21 protein-coding genes are annotated in these 20265 nt (G+C 45.2%); 10 read left to right on the top strand and 11 right to left on the bottom strand.

What is annotated here, in order from left to right; all coding sequences use genetic code 11:
• Positions 1 to 396 precede the first annotated feature (396 nt).
• From QUA83_RS02545 to QUA83_RS02525, 5 genes are all read left to right on the top strand, one after another.
• On the top strand, positions 397 to 735 hold the full coding sequence (locus QUA83_RS02545) for a phosphoglycerate mutase family protein (RefSeq protein WP_333291317.1): 339 nt from the start codon (positions 397 to 399) through the stop codon (positions 733 to 735).
• 210 nt (positions 736 to 945) lie between these two features.
• Positions 946 to 2343: a hypothetical protein gene (locus QUA83_RS02540; RefSeq protein ID WP_333291256.1), complete on the top strand. Its 1398-nt coding sequence runs from the start codon at positions 946 to 948 to the stop codon at positions 2341 to 2343.
• A 160-nt stretch (positions 2344 to 2503) separates the two neighbouring features.
• Positions 2504 to 3445, top strand: coding sequence for a bestrophin family ion channel (locus tag QUA83_RS02535; RefSeq protein WP_333291254.1), 942 nt, complete (start codon positions 2504 to 2506; stop codon positions 3443 to 3445).
• 217 nt (positions 3446 to 3662) lie between these two features.
• Positions 3663 to 3980: a hypothetical protein gene (locus QUA83_RS02530; RefSeq protein ID WP_333150580.1), complete on the top strand. Its 318-nt coding sequence runs from the start codon at positions 3663 to 3665 to the stop codon at positions 3978 to 3980.
• 133 nt (positions 3981 to 4113) lie between these two features.
• A complete protein-coding gene (locus tag QUA83_RS02525; protein ID WP_333291252.1) occupies positions 4114 to 6033 on the top strand; it encodes a pentapeptide repeat-containing protein in 1920 nt (639 codons plus the stop codon).
• A gap of 861 nt (positions 6034 to 6894) precedes the next feature.
• Here the strand turns inward: QUA83_RS02525 and rimI are convergent.
• Positions 6895 to 7503, bottom strand: coding sequence for a ribosomal protein S18-alanine N-acetyltransferase (rimI, locus tag QUA83_RS02520; protein ID WP_333291251.1), 609 nt, complete (start codon positions 7501 to 7503; stop codon positions 6895 to 6897).
• Positions 7504 to 7682: 179 nt separating this feature from the next.
• Here rimI and lysA point away from each other — a divergent pair, with 179 nt between their 5' ends.
• The 3 genes from lysA (at position 7683) to QUA83_RS02505 (ending at position 10992) form a co-directional block, all read left to right on the top strand.
• Positions 7683 to 9101 (top strand): diaminopimelate decarboxylase, encoded by a 1419-nt coding sequence (lysA, locus tag QUA83_RS02515; protein WP_333291315.1) that lies wholly within the window; start codon positions 7683 to 7685, stop codon positions 9099 to 9101.
• Between the two features lie 230 nt (positions 9102 to 9331).
• Positions 9332 to 10225: a diadenylate cyclase CdaA gene (gene cdaA, locus QUA83_RS02510; protein ID WP_333291249.1), complete on the top strand. Its 894-nt coding sequence runs from the start codon at positions 9332 to 9334 to the stop codon at positions 10223 to 10225.
• A 20-nt stretch (positions 10226 to 10245) separates the two neighbouring features.
• Complete coding sequence (locus tag QUA83_RS02505; protein ID WP_333151307.1) at positions 10246 to 10992, top strand: isoprenyl transferase; 747 nt, start codon at positions 10246 to 10248, stop codon at positions 10990 to 10992.
• Between the two features lie 145 nt (positions 10993 to 11137).
• Here QUA83_RS02505 and QUA83_RS02500 read toward each other — a convergent pair whose 3' ends face one another.
• From QUA83_RS02500 to QUA83_RS02480, 5 genes are all read right to left on the bottom strand, one after another.
• Entirely contained in the window at positions 11138 to 11410 is a 273-nt protein-coding gene (locus QUA83_RS02500) for a DUF3143 domain-containing protein (RefSeq protein ID WP_333039717.1), read from the bottom strand.
• A 90-nt stretch (positions 11411 to 11500) separates the two neighbouring features.
• Positions 11501 to 11980, bottom strand: a complete 480-nt coding sequence (locus QUA83_RS02495; RefSeq protein WP_333291247.1) for a J domain-containing protein — start codon at positions 11978 to 11980, stop codon at positions 11501 to 11503.
• 131 nt (positions 11981 to 12111) lie between these two features.
• On the bottom strand, positions 12112 to 13023 hold the full coding sequence (locus tag QUA83_RS02490; protein ID WP_333291245.1) for an Rpn family recombination-promoting nuclease/putative transposase: 912 nt from the start codon (positions 13021 to 13023) through the stop codon (positions 12112 to 12114).
• 62 nt (positions 13024 to 13085) lie between these two features.
• Positions 13086 to 14669 (bottom strand): chloride channel protein, encoded by a 1584-nt coding sequence (locus QUA83_RS02485; RefSeq protein ID WP_333291244.1) that lies wholly within the window; start codon positions 14667 to 14669, stop codon positions 13086 to 13088.
• A 410-nt stretch (positions 14670 to 15079) separates the two neighbouring features.
• A complete protein-coding gene (locus QUA83_RS02480; RefSeq protein ID WP_333291243.1) occupies positions 15080 to 16513 on the bottom strand; it encodes a hypothetical protein in 1434 nt (477 codons plus the stop codon).
• A 73-nt stretch (positions 16514 to 16586) separates the two neighbouring features.
• Between QUA83_RS02480 and QUA83_RS02475 the strand changes: the two genes are divergently transcribed.
• Positions 16587 to 17201: a pentapeptide repeat-containing protein gene (locus tag QUA83_RS02475; RefSeq protein ID WP_333291241.1), complete on the top strand. Its 615-nt coding sequence runs from the start codon at positions 16587 to 16589 to the stop codon at positions 17199 to 17201.
• 193 nt (positions 17202 to 17394) lie between these two features.
• Here the strand turns inward: QUA83_RS02475 and QUA83_RS02470 are convergent, their stop codons facing one another.
• Positions 17395 to 17613, bottom strand: coding sequence for a hypothetical protein (locus QUA83_RS02470; RefSeq protein ID WP_445301754.1), 219 nt, complete (start codon positions 17611 to 17613; stop codon positions 17395 to 17397).
• A 124-nt stretch (positions 17614 to 17737) separates the two neighbouring features.
• A complete protein-coding gene (locus QUA83_RS02465) occupies positions 17738 to 18067 on the bottom strand; it encodes a DUF433 domain-containing protein (protein WP_333291239.1) in 330 nt (109 codons plus the stop codon).
• Between the two features lie 333 nt (positions 18068 to 18400).
• Between QUA83_RS02465 and QUA83_RS02460 the strand changes: the two genes are divergently transcribed.
• Positions 18401 to 18565, top strand: a complete 165-nt coding sequence (locus tag QUA83_RS02460; RefSeq protein WP_333291237.1) for a hypothetical protein — start codon at positions 18401 to 18403, stop codon at positions 18563 to 18565.
• Positions 18566 to 18796: 231 nt separating this feature from the next.
• Here the strand turns inward: QUA83_RS02460 and QUA83_RS02455 are convergent, their stop codons facing one another.
• From QUA83_RS02455 to QUA83_RS02445, 3 genes are all read right to left on the bottom strand, one after another.
• Positions 18797 to 19159 carry a hypothetical protein gene (locus QUA83_RS02455; protein WP_333291236.1) on the bottom strand — a complete coding sequence of 121 codons (363 nt, stop codon included), beginning with the start codon at positions 19157 to 19159 and terminating at the stop codon, positions 18797 to 18799.
• Between the two features lie 187 nt (positions 19160 to 19346).
• Complete coding sequence (locus QUA83_RS02450; RefSeq protein WP_333291234.1) at positions 19347 to 19760, bottom strand: hypothetical protein; 414 nt, start codon at positions 19758 to 19760, stop codon at positions 19347 to 19349.
• 21 nt (positions 19761 to 19781) lie between these two features.
• Entirely contained in the window at positions 19782 to 20045 is a 264-nt protein-coding gene (locus tag QUA83_RS02445) for a hypothetical protein (protein WP_333291232.1), read from the bottom strand.
• Between the last annotated feature and the right edge of the window lie 220 nt (positions 20046 to 20265).

Raw genomic sequence — 20265 nt, 5'->3', positions numbered from 1 at the left:
AGATGGGCGATCGATCCCCTAAACTCACCCTTAAGTAGCAGCCCATCTCAAGAAGGTGTTGGTTTGGGAGGGCGAGAGCGAGCTGGGCTTTCTTCCTCTAAAATTTTGCCTCAGATGCGTGGGGGATTTGGGTAGTATTCATGTTGTCAGTTGTGCGATCGCTCCCGATCAATTAGTGAGTGTTACTACATTCCCAGGGGTTTGGCTCTGACTATACTCAGCACGGTTCAAGACCTTGCTTTCGTAGCAGAGTGCTTTGGTCGTTAACTCGTCTGACTTAAAAGTCTGAAACTTCTATTTTGGAAAAGAATCTAAATCCTGTTTAAGGCGTAGTGAAAATAAATAATGAACCCTAGAAACTTAGATGATCGGGTAGAAAGTACCGAAAATTGATCGATCGAAGTTACAGGTAAATTCCCGGATGGAGCCACAACAACTTCTGCCGATTCACCAAAAGAATTCAATGCAGAAGAGCTAGGACGTGTCTACTTTATTCGGCACGGTGAAAGTACCAGTAACGAACGCAACATTTTTGCGGGAGTTCTGGATGTTGACCTCACATCATTTGGCCGATTGCAGGCGCGCCGTGCAGGTGTTGACCTGAAGAAAAAAGGTACAAAGTTTGACGCAGTATATGTCTCCCACATGAGGCGTGCACGGCAAACCTGTGAAATCGCCCTTGCTGAAAGTCAGGCATTAAAGTCGTCCGATACCCCAGTTGAAATAGCTCATTGAATTAGCGAAAAATCCTTTGGCATTTTTGCGGGTCGTAACCTAAATTTGCTGCGTCTAGCACTGCTTGTAATTTTCCGGGCAAGGGTGGGATCTGCTGTTAAATCAACAGCTATCCCTCTGACTAACTGGTTAAAATCCCAAGAACATGGAATAAAGACATAATCGGACTAATCAACTTATTACTTTCGGATTATAAATTGTAGAGGTAAAATGCTAGAAGCTATCAAATTTAACAATAATCAAACCGCCACAGCCGATTGGCGACTAACTCCTGGCTACTTGCATGAAGGTAGATCGGATTTTGAATCAGCACATATTTTGCTAGGTCGTTTTTTAGCCGATAGAACCTCAGAAGACCCCTTGGTAGAAAAACAACTATTTGCCAGCGACGGCATTTTTGAGTGGGGACACGCCAAGCCTTTAGAAAAAGTGATTAATTCACGGTCTGACTTGGATTTTCTACTGTTGCATCCCAATTTGTTACGCAACTGTATTACTATCATCGAACCTTGGGAACACGTAGGCCTTAACGCTCTTGGCGAAGATGTTCGGGCTTCCAAAAATGTCGCCTACATTGCTCAAAAAGTAGCGGATATGGACTCAGTATTGCTGCCTGTTTGGTCAACAGGAGTCCTCGATCCAGAAATAGTTGTTCCCGCAATTAACTCTGGTTATGCAGTGGTAGTCGAAGGCGGCGATCCATCGACATACGATGCCTCCACCTGGACAAGTCCGGCGTGTCCGCGAGAGGATATGTTTACATTAGTGGAAAAACTATTGATCTCGCGATCGCCCACCAGTGCTGCTGCCATCTTTATTTGTGTGGGACACCAGTTAGCTGCTGAATGTCATATACGGCTCATCCGTCGTGCAGTCAAAGAAGTTTTGGGCACGACATCTCTGGATCGCGATCGCTCAGGGATGGCTCTGAGATCGTTGCAAGAAGTCTGCCAGCGCATTGAAGTAATGGGCAAGACACTCGAAGTCAAAAAGCGTGATGGACGAGTTGTTGCCAATGGCTGGAATGACGAGCATTTTGCCGTGACGCGCAATGAATTAAAAGAAGTAGGCGATCGTGTGTTGTTGCCTTATCAGTCTCCAGACGGCGATGCTTTAGGTATTCCTTGGGAAATTATCCATGCTCATGATGTCACAGCCGACAGCCATGAAGGCGTGATTGACACAACAATTCAATATGAGGCAAGAGTATCAATTTCGATGTTTCATTCGGATGAAGTCAACGAAGAAGCAATATTGTTTGCAAACTGGGCTTACCGCAGTATTCATGACGCTATTGTTCCCTATCGTCATATCATCGCTGGTAGCTCTCTGAGTTGGCTAATACAACTGCCCGACGCCATTGAAATTCTTTGTTCAACAGCAGAGGAAGATGGTGAAATAGTTACCGAATGTTCAGCAACCTGCATTAATTACAAAGACTTTGAAACTAAGAAAATTAGACGCTCGTTTACTTGCCAGTTCCATCCAGAACTGCTCTCCGATTTGCGTGCGATCGGTAACAGTGAAGCTCCCTCCTATTCAACCTTGAAAAATGATGATGGTGTCCGCTTATTTGTCCGACTGCTGTATGCAGGAATGCAAGAGTAAGGCTGTTAGCTTGCGCCACTACTTGCGTGGCGCAAGCGGTGCTTTTAGGGATGACGATAATCATTAATTTATGATCCGGGAAATACAACTAATTATCTAGTTGCCTCATCAAATAAACTTAATAAAAATAGTTTTATTAAAATAAAATTCTGGATTAATTATGAAAACAAAAACTCAAAACTGGTTTAAACTTGCTTTCCAGTTCAGAGGCTCAGTTATTTTAGCCATTTATCAACGAGTTATTGGGTTTGGTCTGTTTAGTTCGATTGTTTCTGTACTTTACTATTTCAACCTCCCTGTATCCCAACCTATTTTGGGAAGTATTATTCCCAGCATCGTCTTAGGCTTATTACTGGTTTTCCGAACTAATACCGCTTACGAACGGTTTTGGGAAGGTCGTAGGTTATGGGGAAATTTAGCCAACGACACCCGTAACATGGTTTGGCAAATTGGCGCAATGATGAACGACATTGAACCCGAAGATCAAGCCAAAAGAATTGCACTCATTCGCCTCGTAGCTGCTTTCCCCATAGCGTGTAAATTGTATCTTAGGTCAGAACCTGTAAATAGCGAATTAGAAGAATTGATGTCTCCATCTGAGTATTTGCAGCTAAAGACTATTCACAATCCACCGCTACAGATAGTCTTTTGGATAGCAGATTATCTACAACAGCAGTATCAACGTGGTAACGCTGTCTTACATTACAGTCATGTAGTTTTTCTGCAAACTACTGTGAAGAGTATGATGGAGTCTGTAGGACACTGCGAACGCATTTTAAGAACGCCCCTCCCCCTAGCTTATTCCATTCATCTCAAGCAACTGTTATTAATTTACTGCCTGTTATTACCTTTTCAGCTTGTTAAAGATTTGGGATGGGGGACAGGCCTATTTGTTAGTTTGATTAGTTTTACGTTACTTGGAATTGAAGAAATTGGTCTGGAAATAGAAAACCCGTTTGGCTACGATACGAACGACTTGCCTCTTGATGCTATTTGCAACACAATCAAATACGACATTGAAGAGTTTCTCACTTGTAATCCCCACCTCAACTCTAAGTCAGAGAAAATTTACCAAGAAGATGGGTATGATAAACAACTGTAACATTTTTAGACCTCTCACAAAAAAAATGAACTTTGAGGTAAGATAAATTGTTAGGACTTACGCACAAACTATCTATAGTTGTAGTATGGGTCTGAAGCACCTTACTACTAGAGATAGTCTAATAATAGAAGGAAGGCAGCGTAAGTCCTCTTGGTTTCATTGATCCCAAAAAAATACTTAGGTGAGTACCTTAAAACTAGGAACAGGAAAGTATCCAATGAAGTTAGACAAGTTTGTACTAGCACAAAACATGGCATTTCTAATAGCCATTCCACCACAAAGTAATTTGGCAAAATTGCTCTCCTTTTGCTTGGCGACAAAAGCTAGACAAAAGACAACTGGAACAGAAATCTTAAGGATCACCTGTGAGCTAATGGCCAACCCCTCTAATTTGCCCTATTGGACTCAAGACGTGATGGGACTAGATTTAGATTACACCAGTGAAGAGTGGAAAGCTTTAGGAGAAATGGGCATCAACGATGCAGAGGAGTTTATGGCTACCCTCTGCCAAGAGTTGGAAAATTTAAGTTTGTAATATCTAGCCCTAGCGTCAGCAAACAAACTCTCAGGTTCCAAACACTCTATCAAAAGCATTCATCACAGCCGGATAGTTAAAAAACCCTGTCTAAAGACAAGGAAGCGTCAACTTTCAAGAGAGAAACAAAAATATGTCTTTAAATGTTGAACTTTTAGAGCAAAGTTTCGAGAAAATCAAACCTCGTGCTGATGAATTTGCCACTAGCTTCTACGAAAAATTATTTACAACTCACCCAGAGTTGAAACCCCTGTTTGCCAAAACTGATATGGCAAAGCAACAGAAAAAGCTCATAAGCGCTCTGGTTTTAGTAGTAGAAAATCTCCGCTCTCCAGAGGCTTTAGGGCCAGTTCTCAACGCACTGGGAGGCAGACACATCGGTTATGGAGTAATTCCCAAATATTACGGCCCAGTTGGAGACGCACTACTAAGTGCTTTTGAGCAGTCTCTCCAGCAAGATTGGACAACCGAAGTAAAGCTGGCGTGGACAGATGCCTACAGAGCAATTACTGCTTTGATGTTAAAAGGCGCTGGGGTAGAAACTACACCTGAAGAAGTTCAATTACAAACAGAGATAATTCCCGATCAACAGGTAAGTATAGCAGCTAATCATCAACTAGAATCAGTCCCAGAAAAAGAGCCTGAATTAGCCGTAGAGGTACTGGAAAGCAGTTTTGAGAAAATCAAACCTCGTGCTGATGAATTTGCCGCTAGCTTCTACGAAAACCTCTTCATTGCTCACCCTGAATTTAAACCGCTGTTTGCTAATATCGATTTAGAAAAGCAACAGAAAAAGCTGATAAATGCGTTGGTATTGGTAGTAGAAAATCTCCGAACTCCAGAAGCTTTAGGCCCTGTTCTCAATGCCTTGGGAGGCAGACACATCGGCTATGGGGTAATTCCCAAATATTATGGGCCAGTTGGAGACGCACTGCTGATGGCTTTTGAGCAGTATCTCCAAGAAGATTGGACTCTCGAAGTAAAACTGGCGTGGACAGATGCCTACAGAGCAATTACAGGTTTGATGTTAAAAGGCGCCGGTGCAGATTCTTCACCAAATGTTGTTGCAGATAAAAAAGATGTCACCCATCATCAGCCACAAGAATCAAAGACAGAATTACTGAAAGAATCTCAGCCGATCGCACCACCAACCGAGGAAGAGAAAAAGCCTTTAGTATCTATTCAGTTAGATGGTAAAAATATCCAAAAAATGCTCTCGAAAATAACTGATAGTTATCAGCTATTTCAGGGTAAATCATTCGTTCAGCGATTGGGTGAAGTTCTCAAAGGAATTTTAGAAAAATTTATTGATATTTTTTGGACACAACCTGCCTGGTTAGTGGCTAGTTTTTCAGCCATTCTGTTCATCATAATTTATGTGTGGGCGGATGATAATTCCCTGATCGGAGAAGTTTTGGAGAGTGTTGATTCTCTCAGTCTTGTCGTTGCTTTAATTTTATTCATCAAGGAAGCACCCGATCGCAGAAAGCAATTTCACTACCAAGCTTGGAGTACGGTTGATGCAGCGCACAACGTAAAAGTTAGCTATGCCAGAATTCTGGCACTCCAAGATTTGAATGAAGATGGTGTTTCTCTTAGAGGTTTGGATGCTCCTGGTGCGGAGTTAGTAGATATTAATCTCCCTCATGCCAATCTCAGTAAAGCCAATTTGATGGAAAGCGACTTGAGTAATGCTAATTTGAGTTATGCAAATTTAGATAATGCTAATATCAGTCAGGTTAAACTTAGTGGTGCAAATTTAAGTCATGCAAAACTGAGTTTTGCTCGGTTGACTCAGGCTAATCTTAGTAGTGCGAATCTTAGTAATGCTAATTTAATCTGTGCAGATTTGAGTAATGCGAACCTGAGTGGTGCAGATTTGAGAGATGCTAGTTTGAGTGGTGCAAACCTGAAGAGTGCCTACCTAACTGGTGCAAATCTCAAAGGTGCTAAAGTTAGCATTTCTGACCTGAGTGGTGCTTTGCTAGAAGGTGCTGTTATGCCTGATGGCTCGAAGTATAAGTCTTTGGAAGATGAGGTCACAAATAAATAAATTTATGCCAGCTTGTTTATGACCTTGAAGTCTGTTTTTATACGAGAAGGGTGACGAATCCTTGAGGAGAAAAGCTTTGGCTTACTGAAATGCGATCGCTACTAATGGTGAGAGATTACGTTTTGGGGCGCTTGTCGCCCCCTGAAAATTCTACGACAATCCGCCGTCAGTAGGTCTTTTGACAGAGTTTTCACCCCGTCAGGTCAAGAAATCTAAATGCTTTCCCGGTTGCGATCACAACTCCTCCAAAGTCCCTTGAATTTTTAACTGCCCATTTTCCAGCATCACAATCCAGTCTGCTCGATCGATCTAGGGCGATGGCTAATCATAATGGTAGTTTGTTTGACCTCGCCTGTGAGCGAATAGCTGGTCTAAAACTTCCGTTTCGCTAACAGGGTCTAGATATCTCGTCGATTCATCTAAAATGAGTACAATCTATTAAGCCTACTTACAAAAACAACTGACGTACGCTCAGTTGATTCTACTGACAATCTAACTTAACCTGCTAGAATAGCGAGAAACAAGTGAGATCAAAACGGAGCGCACGGGTATTTACATATCCAAGTACAACCGAAAGTCGCCATCGCCAACGGCAAAAATTTCTATCCTGTACCTCAATTAACGATCGCACTAATTTTTCATTAATAAGTTATTGGTTAAGAAGTTACAGAGAGAGCAATGAGTAAATTATCTCGATCAATATTCATTAGATGTGCAAGACTTGATGAAGTTCACTCGTAATTAACGTCGCTTTTATCAACGTAGTTGCAAGGCTGCAACCGTTATTCCGTCGAGTAACTCGACCTGTTGACCACCCTCCCAGCAATGCAAGTTAAAGGCGCAATAAATTACATTCTCAACTCAAAATTTATCGATCGCCCAATGCCAGTTTTTCTGGTAAAGCCGATCGCACATCTGCACTTTCTCAACCGTCAAATATCGCTGAAATTCCGGTTTTTCCAGACCGCTGCGCCACATCACCAGAGCATCTTCCCCAGTGTCTTCGTAGTATCGTTTGCGCCGTCCTGCTTCTTTAAAACCAAATTTTTTGTACAGAGAAACTGCGGCTAAATTAGAATCCCGCACCTCTAAAGTCGATCGCTCTAATTGTCTTTCACAAGCCGATTTTAGCAAAGCCCAAAGCAGAGCTTGTCCCAAACCCTGACCTTGAAACTGAGGATGAATTGCCAGCATGATAATGTGAGCTTCTTCTAAAATCGCCCACAAACAACCGATACCAATGAGAGTTGGCGGAATTTGTAGGGGCGGTGCCCCCGTGCCCGCCAGGTTTTGAGCTGATTCACAGTCGTCAGTTTCCCATGTCCAAAGACCTAATAAATCGCTGTTAGGACTGTCTAACTCGCGCCTGTAGCCTTCGATCGCCCAAAGTCCCCCAAAACAAAGCCGATCAAGTTCGACTGCACTGTTGAGGTCTTCAGCGGCGAGATGTTTAATTTGTAGAAAACGCACAGCCGATTTTAAATTTTAGATTTTAGATTTTAGATTTGATCATTACTCACTGCAAGGATGCGGAGTTCGAGCGAGTCTCAGTCAGTCAGCCTGCTTGCGGAATGAATCTGGGGGCAACTGACCCAATTGCTTGCCGTCAATTGTACACTGGGAAAGACCGTAAGGATAGTTATTGCGCGATGGTATCAACTCAATCTTTCGGGGTGGAATCGGGACTTAAGTATCTGTCTGAGTCTCAACCAGCCCTGCAAACTCGATCGCCCAATCAAGAACTGTTACCGCTGACAGCCAGTGTTAACAGCAGCGATCGGTTGGAAATCGGAGGCTGCGAGGTGACAGCTTTGGTGGAGCAATTTGGCTCGCCGTTGTATATTTTAGACGAAGAAACGCTGCGGGCGGCTTGTACCCAGTACCGGGATGCTTTTAAGCGTTACTATCCGGGCGAATCTCAAGTGCTCTATGCTTCTAAAGCTTGGAGTTGTTTGGCAGTTTGCGCGATCGCAGCTTCGGAAGGTTTAGGCATAGATGTCGTATCCGCCGGAGAAATCCACACCGCACTGCAAGCCGGTGTCAGCCCCGACAAAATCTACTTCCACGGTAACAACAAGTCCCGCGAGGAACTCCAGCTAGCTGTCGAAAACGGCTGCATTACCGTAGCCGACAATTGGCGGGATTTAGAGACTCTAGCAGAATTGGGAGAATCGGGTGTCAGCAGCCTCACAGGTGGGCCGACACGAGTTATGGTGCGGTTTACTCCTGGAATTGAGTGTCACACCCACGAGTACATTCAGACGGGTCAAATCGACAGTAAATTTGGATTTGATCCCAACTCACTCGATCGAGTTTTTAAATTTATCAGCCAACAATCGTCGTTATTTTGCGTGGGAGTGCACGCTCACATCGGCTCTCAGATTTTTGAACTGCAACCCCATGACGATTTAGCCGAAGTCATAGTTCACGCCTTGACTAAAGCACAAAGTTATGGTTTACCAGCAACAGAAATTAATATTGGCGGTGGGTTGGGCATTCGCTATACTGAAGCGGACGATCCTCCTAGCATTGAAGATTGGGCTCGTACAATTTGCTCCGCAGTGGTAGCAGCTTGCGAGCGGCAGCAATTGCCATTACCAAAATTGCTTTGCGAACCGGGTCGATCGCTCGTCGGTACAGCCTGTGTCACTGCTTACACCGTTGGCTCTAAAAAAGTCATTCCGGAAATGCGGACGTATCTAGCTGTGGATGGAGGGATGTCCGACAATCCGCGTCCTATTACCTATCAATCAGTTTATCGAGTCCTCGCAGCCGGCAAAATGCGTGATCCCTTAACGGAAACAGTGACAATTGCTGGGAAACACTGCGAATCAGGCGATGTTCTGATTAAAGATGCCAAATTGCCAGAGTGTCATGCCGGAGATGTCCTCGCGGTTACGGCCACAGGGGCATACAATTACAGTATGGCTTCTAACTACAACCGAGTACCCAGACCGGCAGCGGTTTTAGTAAGAAATGGGGAAGTTAACACGATTATACAGCGGGAAACTTACCAGGATTTGCTAAGGCTTGACCGCCTTCCTGAACGACTCGGAGCTCAAAAGTAAAAACTTAGAAGTTAAAAGTTAAAAGTTAAAAGAAAGACAATCCATATTTACTTAGTGATGATTGCATTTTCACTTTTAACTTTTGCCTTGTTCAGTCACACGATTGGATTGACACTCCCCGCTCTAAAAACACGGGGATTTTCAGCGTATTCCTTATAACAACTGTTCATGGTTCACGGGTTCGAGTGCATCACGGTTCGCGGTTCACAGGCGGTAGCGTTCGATGAACCATGAACAATCAACAATCTGGCTTTGACTTGGCCCTGGTTCAGTCCTTATTGATTCAAGGGATCGATATTGGACTGGTTTTTGCCCTTGCGTATTTGGTGCTCGTCATTGTTGGCGAGCGCAGAACGCTGTGGATGGTACGGGGATTTATCATTTTGATGCTGGCGGCGGCGGTGAGCAACTGGGCTGGATTAAGGCTGTTGCACGTTGCGCTCAATAGCTTGGTGACTGGTTCGGCTGTGGCAATGGCGGTAATATTGCAGTCGGAGTTTCGCCGATTTCTGGAACAATTGGGTCGGGGGGAATTTCGGCAATTGTTTGGACGCGATCGCCGACCAACTCCCGAACCGGACAGCGTAATAGATGAAATTGTGGACGCCGTAAAAGAACTTTCGCAAAACCGCACGGGCGCTTTACTAATTATAGAAACTGATTCTCCGATCGACGATCGGGATTTTTCAGTGCCGGGATTAAAGCTAAATGCTGAAGTTTCTAAAGAATTGTTGCAGACTATCTTTCAGCCGCAAACTTTGCTGCACGACGGAGCTGTTTTGATTCGAGGTTCGCGGATCGTGTCGGCGGGGGTAATTTTACCTTTGTCCGATCGCACTGCGTCGCGGCAGTTGGGAACCCGCCACCGGGCGGCGATGGGGATTACAGAACGGGTGCAAGCTTGCGTGTGCGTGGTGGTGTCCGAGGAAACGGGTTCTATTTCTTTAGCTCAGATGGGACTTTTAAATCGACCTTTGACTAGCAACAAACTTAAGGAATTGCTGGAAGCAAAGCTGTTTCCGTCCGAGGGAGAAAGAGCTGTGGCTCCAATTCCGATCGGCAATCTCGGACGCCAGATAGGATTGAAGGGAGTGACGCTATTAAAACGGATACTGCGCCGTTAGTCGGGTAATCGGGAGAAACCATGAGTCAAGGAATTTGCTTGGAAAAGTTGCCGGAGGATCTGCAACAAGAACTACTGCCTAAGCACATAGCAGTGATTATGGACGGGAATGGGCGCTGGGCTAAGAAGAGGGGGTTGCCGCGGATTGCGGGACACCGCCGAGGAGCTAGCACTCTGAAGGAACTGCTGCGCTGCTGCAAAGATTGGGGGATTCCAGCTTTAACGGCCTATGCTTTTTCGACGGAGAATTGGGGGCGGCCGGCCGGGGAAGTAGATTTTTTAATGAGTTTGTTTGAGGGAAAGTTGCGACAAGAATTGCGGGAGATGGTGGACGAGGACGTGCAAATTCAATTTATGGGGAATTTGCAGGCTTTGCCGAAGTCTTTGCAGGCGGAAATCGAGCGTTCTGTGACGGCCACTCAGCACAATCAGGGGATTTTGTTTACGGTGGCGACGAATTACGGGGGGCGTCAGGAAATTGTACAAGCTTGTCGGGCGATCGCCACTCAGGTGAAAGAGGGCAAGTTGCAGCCGGAGGAGATTGATGAGGTTTTATTTAAACGCTATTTGTATACTGCTGATGTTTGTGACCCGGATTTGCTGATCCGGACGAGTGGGGAAATGCGGTTGAGCAATTTTCTACTATGGCAAATGGCTTATTCGGAAATTTACATTACTGAGACGCTGTGGCCGGATTTTGATCGATCGGAGTTTCACCGCGCTTTGTCTGATTATCAGAAGCGCAGCCGCCGATTTGGTAAAGTCTAACGAATTTGGATTTGGGATTTTAGATTTTAGATTTTTTGGTTGATTTTTCAGTTTCCAAGTAGGTCATCTCCTGCTCAGCATAACGATTTTAGATTTTAGATTTGTCCTCCAATCTAAAATCTAAAATCTAAAATCTAAAATCTAATTAGGGGCCGGAGAAAACGGCCGCTTCAATGTCCTGACGTGAGAGGGAGTATTTGAATGCTCGCTGAATGTCTTGGCCGTCGGCTCCAGCATCGATGTAGCGGACGGTAAGTTGGTCAATATCGAGGGAGAGTTCTGCTTTCCATGTAAGTTGCTCGATCTGCCAGCAGTGGAGTTCTCGCCGATCTTGCTGGCAGCCGCGGCTTTTTAGCCACTGCTCAATTTCCGGGAGTGGATGGTTGTACAAAGGAGTGTCAGCGGAAGGAAGAGTCATGGGATTTTAGATTTTAGATTTTAGATTTTAGATTGGGGATTTCGGATTGAGGATTTCCGATTTTAGATTGGAGATTTGGGATTTGAGGGTTTAATTGCCCCGAATTAAGCCGATCGCGATCGCCAGTACCAAACATCCGATTAAGCTAGCTCCCATGATAAACAGAGCGAACATTTCTCCGGGGGAAAGAGGTCGATCCGTGGGATCTAGGTAAGCGGAGTTGTAAGTTTTTTTGCCGGAGCCCGAAACCGGAGTATCGAAGCCTGGGGGCGGCCCAATCACGTTCAGGCGAGAATAGCCTATTTTGAGGTCATAGGCGAGGCGACGTTCTGGGTTGCTGAGGGTGGCGTAGGCGTTGTTGAGCTGCTGAAATTTGGCGGTTGCGACTGCGGGCGGCAGCTCGGTGGTATCGGGATGGTAGAGTTTGCTCAGTTCCCGGTATGATCGCCGAATTTCGATCGGCGATGCGGAAGGATGCAGCCCTAACAAGCCGTAGTAACTAGAACCCAAGGGGGTTTTGCCGGGTATTTTTTGACTTGTGTTTTTTGCAGTTGCCTCGTTAGGAGTCACCTCAGCGCCTCTGGGCTTGTTGTTGATAATTTTTGATTATTTTAGAGCAGATTTGAGGGTAGCGCCACTGTCTGCGATGTCGAGGGGTTGAGGGTGGGCGATCGGCTCAAGGTACGATCGCCCACTTTAAACTATGAATTGGTCGAGCGCAAATTCTGCACATCTTCAACGCTAAGCCCCGTAACTTGGGCGATCGTGGCATTATCTAGCTGTGAAAGTAATTGTCTGGCGATCGCGATCGCCTTTTCTCGCATTCCTTGTTCTCGTCCTTGTTCTATGCCTTGTTCTCGTCCTTGTTCTATGCCTTGTTCTATGCCTTGTTCTATGCCGTCTTGAACAGCCTTAAGAATTGCTCCCTGTTGGTCATAAATAAACTGTTCTCTTCTGTCCAAATCTTCCACTTCCTCTCTGCTCAAACTGGCTTGATTCGCAATATTAAAAGCTTCATGTATTTCTGGTATGCTATCCATTGTTTCTGGAACCGATGTCAGACTTCTGGCATTTTTCATAAAATAAATCCATTTGTCTGCTAAAGTTTCAAGTTCCTCCTGTCCTTTGGTAAACTTCGGCAACTCTACAAACACTAAATCCAGATTGTTTTCGGGATAAATAAAGTTTTTATTGACTTCTTTGAACACAAATCTGGAAATGAATTCGGGGCTGTTAGGAAACATTTCAAAATCAGTAATTGTCAGAGCAATTACTGGCTTTAGCAATCGATATCCTTGTGCTGCTTCCAATTGAAAAGCGTAAGTCTTCGCTGCATTGTACAAAACTCGTTTCCCAAAAGACTGGACGTTGAGCACTTGCATTTCAATAATTACTAACGTGCCGTCGCTGAGTTTGGCTTTAACATCCAGATAACTATCTTTTAATCCTTCTAGTTTGGGTGGTAGATTCGGGTTGATGATTTCTAAGTCTTGAATTGTGGGATTGCCTTCATAAATCAAGGCGTTGAGAAAGCTAATTAGAATGTCTTTGCTTTCTGAGGAACCGAAGATTTTTTTGAAGGCGTAATCGGTTTTCGGGTTGATAAATATCATAGTTGTCAGATTTAGCTTTAAGATTATCGGTTTGGTGGCGAAACAACGGGATTTGAGAGCAGTCAAACTGCTGATTTTGTTTCAGGTAATGGTTTGACATTTTCCGGCAAATGTGCATTGGCGATCGCCAGCACTGGCTCATCGTCCCTGTGTTCGCCCTCGGTGGGGAGTTGGCAAGAAATCAGTTCTGTGACGATGCGATCGCCCAGAACATCTTCCCAATCTTGCAACTGTTCTCTAGCTTTGATCGGTGTATTGAGAGCCACGTCTACGCCCATTTGCTGAAGGTTGAGGCTGTGGGCTGTCGATCGGCGGTTTACCCACTCCACCAGCCAAACGCTCAATCCGACTGCTGCCATCAAAGGCAAGACAATCCGGTAATCGCGGGTTAATTCAAACATCAATAGGATGGCTGTCAGCGGTGCTCTGGCGCTGCCGGCGAGGACGGCGGCCATTCCCACCATTGCGTAGGCGGCAGGGCCTGCGACTCGATCGCTCATTGCGGGCAGCATTTCCAAAAAGAGGCCGTAAGCCGAACCCAGGGAAGCTCCCAAAAACATCGCCGGAGCAAAGATGCCGCCCACTAAACCGCTGCCGAGGCTGATTGCTGTCATCGCCAGTTTGACAAACAGCAGCAGCAACAGCAAAGGCAAGGAAAATTTAACATCTTGGAGCATTGCTTGGACTGTTTCGTAGCCGACACCCAAAATTTGAGGCAATTGTAGGGCGACTAAGCCGACTCCGGCCCCGCCGATGATCGGGTGAAGCGGCCGGGGCAGTCGTCCGAGCCAAGCAAATCCTCGGACTTTTCCTTGAAAACAGCCCTCGGCTAATTGAATTGCTTCTGTGTAGGCTAGAGACACTCCGCTCGCCAAAAGTCCCAATCCCATATACAGAGGCAGTTCCAGGGGGCTGCGGACATCGTAGATCGGCAAAGAAAAAGCCGGCTGAGCTCCCAAGCAGATTTGAGCGATGAGCGCGGAAACTACGGCGGAGAGCAAGACAACGCTGACTGAGGAAGTGGCGAAGGTGCTGCCGAGCACGACTTCTAAAGCAAAGAACACTCCCGCGATGGGAGAGTTAAACCCGGCGGATAAACCAGCAGCAGCTCCGGCGCCGAGGAGCAAGCGCTGCCGTTCTGGGGAAAGCTGCAAAACTTGAGCCAGCAGCATTCCGAAGTTAGCGCCGATTTCGACGCTGGGGGCTTCCGGGCCGAGGGAGGCGCCGGTGCCGAGGGAAACTGAGGCTGCCACCATTTTGGTGATGGGTTTGAGGGGGGAGAGTTCTTGCAGGCCGCGGGTGGCTGCAATTAAGGAAGACATATTCGGGCCAAAGTCCCGAAATCGCCACCGCATCAGCCCGATGATGACTCCGCCGATGGTGGGAATGCAGGCTAGAGTCCAAGAGCCTTTCGACGCGATCGCCCCCATGAAGTCTTCCAGCATCAGGCTGTGGATGAAGTGGATGAGATAGTGAAATGTGACGACGCCTGCACCCGTAACTCCCCCGATGACTAGGGAGAGGATGAGCAAGAGGGTTTCTGGGCTGGGGTGCAGGCGGTTGAATAGCGGGCTTAGGCTGGAGGCTTGGGGAGTTGCTGCGGTTGGCCCGGGTGGCGGCAGATCCACAGGAGGGATGGCTCTCATTTAGCGGTTAATTCTTCGGTGAGAAGTTATATAATATTACAATTTATTTCTTATTTTCATTTTGAGTGATTTTAGGGGAATTGACAACTTAATTAAGGCGTATTTTAGGGTGATTTTTTGGGGGTGGCTGCTGGGCTGGAATGACTGATTCTGAGGAGCGGCGGATTTGGCGTGATTGTATGCTCAGTTACATTCAAACTTAGATATACTCTGGCGATAATGCTAATTAACTATATTTACCGTGTGGGTGGTTAGGCCGATCGCATCTGTGAAATCGCAATATCATATAACTCAGTAAAAAACAACTTTCCAATTAAAGAATTGGCGATAGGAGATTTTACCTTACAACCACAAATCTCAAATCTCCAATTTTAAATCTCCAATTTTAAATCCCTCGCTCGCGCATACTATCACATTGGTTGTTGACTGGGCGGGATTCTTGGTCTGGGTTTGGCGATCGACATTAGCGGATCGCCGATGGTGGTGACTTTCCAGGGTGGGGATTCTAGCTGGCGTGCTGCGATTAAAAAGGGTGCTCCTCGCTTTAGGCGATCGACCATTAATTTAGGTGGAATAAATGCAGATAAAAGAGGTTCGTTGACGCTGCCAATATATGCGTAAGCACCATTCTCTAGCCACCTTCCGGCAACGGTGTTTGTGTCATCGGGCGCTGCTGCTGACCAACTGTGGATCATGTGGATTGCTGCGGGAAATTGAAGTTTTGGTAGGTCTTCAACTGAAGCGTCGCCGTTGCCGACTTGGAATGATTTTGGATAGCCTTTGGAATTCATTAATATTAAGTCAAATGTCCACGGTTTTGAGGCTAAACTCCGCCACTTTTCCAGGCTAGATTCTGGTTTATGCACTACTTCGACATTTAAACCTATGGTTTTTAGTCCGCTAGCTGCTTCCTCCATTTCATATTTTGCCCAATTTCCTTCCTTGGGGTAACTGTCATAAAGCATGGCTGTTTGGCTGTCTAGAAATATGGCACACATGGCTTGATAGATCGATCGTACCTCGGAACCGTAAATCCAGCCAACAGCCGCCCAACGTTCGCCGTTGGGGTGCCTTCCCAAACCGTCGGTAACGGCTAGTTGTTCGTCTGGTTTTTCAGGAGATTGATATTTGACTGCTAGTTGGCGTACAATGGTTATTGTGTCGATCGCGTCTGCGAGTTGAGAATAAAAAAATCCGGTTGATTCGACAGCTTTTGTAACGGCTAGTTGCAGATTTTTCCACTGTGTGTTATTAAGGGTATCGTTGGGTTTCCCGAAGTTGCCTTCTAGAAATACTAAAGGTTGGCCGTGAGCGGCTGCTAAGGCAACTGCTGCTGAGCGTGCGGGGTCGTTTTCTGATGTGATTACTACTCCTGGGGGTTCCCAGCCGAGTTGCGTCCATTTTGCTTTTAAGGTTTGAGTATCGGTGGCATTCCAGGCTGCTGCTGCTGCGTTCAGCATTAATTGTTGGAGTTTTTGATTTTTTGGCAGTTGCTGTTTGATGCTTGGCAAACGAACTATTTCTTCGGGTTGAAAGCGCTGCAAAAACATGGGCGCATATTTTTTATCTTCGATGAGAATAGGCCAGTTTCCTTTGAGATTCCATTTTTGGATTGCTGCTAAGAATGTGGCTTCGTCGGGTACTAAAACTACGCGGTTGACTGTTGGTATATTTTCGCGGACGATGGCTGTTCGGAGGCCTGTTTGAATTGGCCAGGGTTCTTGTTTGGCTGAGGCGGGAAGTTGAAAGGGTTTTTTGAAAAGGCGATCGCACCCGACACCGATTATTGCTAAGCTTACAATAAGTGCGATCGTCAGGAATTTAAATTTTAACTGTTTTTTCATAGGGGCAGGGGAAGGAAGGAACTAGGTTATAAATACTAACAATTATCGAAATATTTTTAGGGACGGCAAGCGGATGTTTCGAGGCGTGGGACAAAGGAATATTGTAAGTGCGATCGGGCTGGCAACTTTTAGTATTATTGCCTTAGCAACTACAGGTTTAATAATTTTCGCAGCGAACCGTTCGTCAGTCAAGCATAAAGTCCGGCAATTGCTGACAGCGAGGGAATGTCAAGGTTGCAATCTTTCCCGGGCGAATTTGAGCGAAGTTTTTCTGGAAGGCGTCAATTTAGAAAAAGCCAACCTTAAAGATGCGAATTTGTGGAGCGCGCATTTGGTAAAGGCTAACTTGAAACAGGCAAATTTGGCTGGGGTTTACCTGATAAGCAGCAATTTAGCCGGGGCAAATTTGGAGAGAAGCAATCTAGAAAATGCGTTTTTAGAGGATGCTTATTTGGGAGGAAGTAATTTGAGAACTGCTAACTTAAGAGGTGCTTTTATGAAAGGTATTTTTCTCGTTAACGCTGATTTGGAAGGGGCGAATTTGGAGGGTGCTAATCTGTGGATGGCTAATCTGGAAAGTGCTAATTTGAAGGGTGCTAATCTGAGAAATGCTTGGCTGTTGGATACTAATTTGGCGGGGGCGAATTTAAAGGGGGCGGTGATGCCTGATGGTAGGCGGCATGAATGAAAGTCAGTTGACAGTTGACAAGAAAGCTGTCAGGAGTGATCAGTCAGGGGAAAGCGCGATCGCGCCTGCAACCTTCATTTCCTGTTATTTGATGAGGGAATGAAGGGGTGAGGTGCGATCAAAGTAATGGAGCAAATAAGGGCGATCGTTGATCAACATGATAACTCCAACAATATCTTGTTGTTAGCCTGCGTCAAAGGGGTAGCTTGGCAATACGATCGACCCACTCTTCTGCGGTGGATGCTGCCCAAATCAGCAAAAGTTCCTCGATAACGACTTCAATTGGTAGCTTTCTGGAGACAATGATAACTCCTGAACTTTGATTGATGGTGATGAATTCAGCAAATTCTGATGGCATCGTTTTCCGATCGTGGCTAACGAGAATACGTTTCTGCTGTGCTGCAATCGCCAATACTTCTGGATCTTTAACACTTTCTAACCCAGCAGCAAAGGCGGTTGGAAAATCAATTGTCGGTTCCCGTCTTAAAACCCCTGTGACGCCTGATTCAAGTCAGCATCAGCTTGGTAGCAAACATTCACGAATTCACCTGCTGTCTTGCTGTTTTGGCTGCCATCAACTTGTCGTATAAAGCAGGATCGGTAGACTGTAATGGTTGGGGCATCGCATCAAAAGCTGCTTCCTCGGCTGCTAAGTAAGCATCGATCTCAGCACGATTGGCCAGGTAAAACGCGATCGCCCCATAAACCTGCTCGAGTTTCAGCAACGGAAAAGACTGAACGATACTTTCCGGCGATCTACCTGCGCGGAAGGCGTATACCACTGAGTCAAGGGAGATTCGAGTTCCTTCCACCCAGTAAGAATCATTCCGATATTCTACATAAGCTTTGGTTGCAACAACCGACATAATTTTACTTTGATTCAATCCCCTCATTAGACCTCTTGCAAAATAATTTTATGCTATAATTAAGGGTTTGGCTTAAGCGGAGCAGATTGGAGGTTATATCAGCACTTTACAATTATGAGTTAACTCTCAGGTCTAAAATTCAAAACCTTTAATTGTAACATAATTTTTTTTTGCAAGAGGTCTATTATAGATAGATTCTTGTCAGGCTACCAATTGTTCTCTGCTTTAATTCAAACAATAAACCATCCCGATCGCCCTGCTGGTGCGAAAAAGTGACAGGCTTTTGTAAAGGTCTGTAAATTGGTAATAAGCAACAGGCAAGGAAGGGTATGAATGCCTCGAAAAATTAAGAGTTCGACTAGAAAGCACGAAACCCTAACGATCGAAGTCAATTGCTTAGCAAATGCAACTCTGAATTCTGACAACCTCGCTACTGGCTTAAACGAAAGTCAGTACCGCGATTTGGGAACTGACGAGAGAATTCTTCTCCAGAAATAGAAATGGAGTTCCCACCACCTACTGCTCTTATGAACTCAGCACTGTTAATGTAATGCCTGTAAGGTTTACCGTCACGATGAATAGACCTCTTGCAAAAAAAATATGTGTTATACTTAAAAGTTTGCTCAAGTTTAGGTCAAAATTGGAATTATTGGGTTGATTGGCATCTCCTTAAACTTGCCCACCCTGCTAGATTTAAAAATTGTCTAAACTTTCTATAATAGCACAAAATTATTTTGCAAGAGGTCTAATAATCACCAACGCACCAAGCCCTCTAGGTGTGGTGACATATGGATCGACTGAACCATTGCAAGGAATGTCAGCGACCACAGGATTAGCACTTATAATCCGGTTAAATACACCAGAACTAACAGCCGTTTGGACTTGAACTCGACTCCAAAGACTTCTGAAAGCAGGACAGCCAAGTGCATAGGACTGCTTTACATCTTCAAACACTGCGATATCTGGCTTTCCCTGATACTGAACAATGTAATCAGGAACACCATTGTCAGCATGAGCAATTGAGGCTGGAATAACACTGAGAATTGAGATACCTGCTGTAAGGCAAGCTTTGAGAGCAAAGTTCAGTTTCATGATTACTACAAGCTAAGTTAACACCGACCAATATCCCAGTTTTACTGTCCTAACTGAGAGATAAAGCGGGCTAACATTGCTGTTCAGCGCCTGCTTACAAACCTTGCATCACCACAAGCAGCTTTCAACAGTCCGCTGCAACAGCGTTGTTATGCACCTTTTACGAATACGCAGGTGAGTTTGACTTCTATTCAACTAGAGAGTTTGTGAAGCTCAAACTGATTTCAGCATGATCGCCTCCACCAGTTCCAGCACTCCTGAGTTGAATACCGTGATGAGCAGCTTCACCACCTTTGGGCACAGTGAAACTAATTACCTGTTCATCTTCTTTATCAGTTGTGTCTTCAGAAGTACCCTCAAACAACTTGGCATTTCCTTCAATCTGAACTGTAGTTCCAGAAACAACTCTGGCTGTAAGTCTTACTTCAACGCGGCATTCTCCTCCCCATCGAACGTCTGGGATATCCATTGCAGAAGCAGGTTGTCCTTCATCAAGCATCATTTGCACATTGAAGACACGATGAACTTTTTCATCACTTTGAGGCCAAAACTCATCATCAGTGCCATCAATGATTACTGTTCCAGCTAAACGTCTTGTCATTGTCATTATCTCCATTCAAGATTAAAGATCTATTTTGATACCAACACGAACAGAACCGTCTCTTTCACGAGTCCCTTGAATGCTGACTCGATCGTTGACGGGTATATCAACGCGCGATCTACCTTCCATAGAATCTCGAACAGATTCGGCAAGGTCGCGCTTTGTATCTTCACTAATGCGATCGAAATCACCATTCAATGCGTGTCCGACATCCTCTCTGACTCGATCTACCCGTTCACGAACTGCATCAACAACACGTTCTACTGGATCGCGAGCTTGTGGCATTTGTTTTCTCCTTTGCGATTTGCTAAAAAACAGGTTCTAATTCTTGTAGATGAAGTACAAGCAACATCCGACCACAACCTGATACTAGAGGGACGATCTAACGCACTGCATTTTTAGTAGAAGTTTTCAAATTTATAGCAACGATATTAGAGTAGATGCCACCCAGTCTAAGAGTAGTTTCAAATTCCATCTTAAGTTATGGAATTACAAGATTTTGCCC

It is taken from the genome of Microcoleus sp. K1-B1 (assembly GCF_036704705.1).
Taxonomy (GTDB): domain Bacteria; phylum Cyanobacteriota; class Cyanobacteriia; order Cyanobacteriales; family Microcoleaceae; genus Microcoleus.
This window is presented reverse-complemented; position numbering and strand designations above follow the sequence as displayed.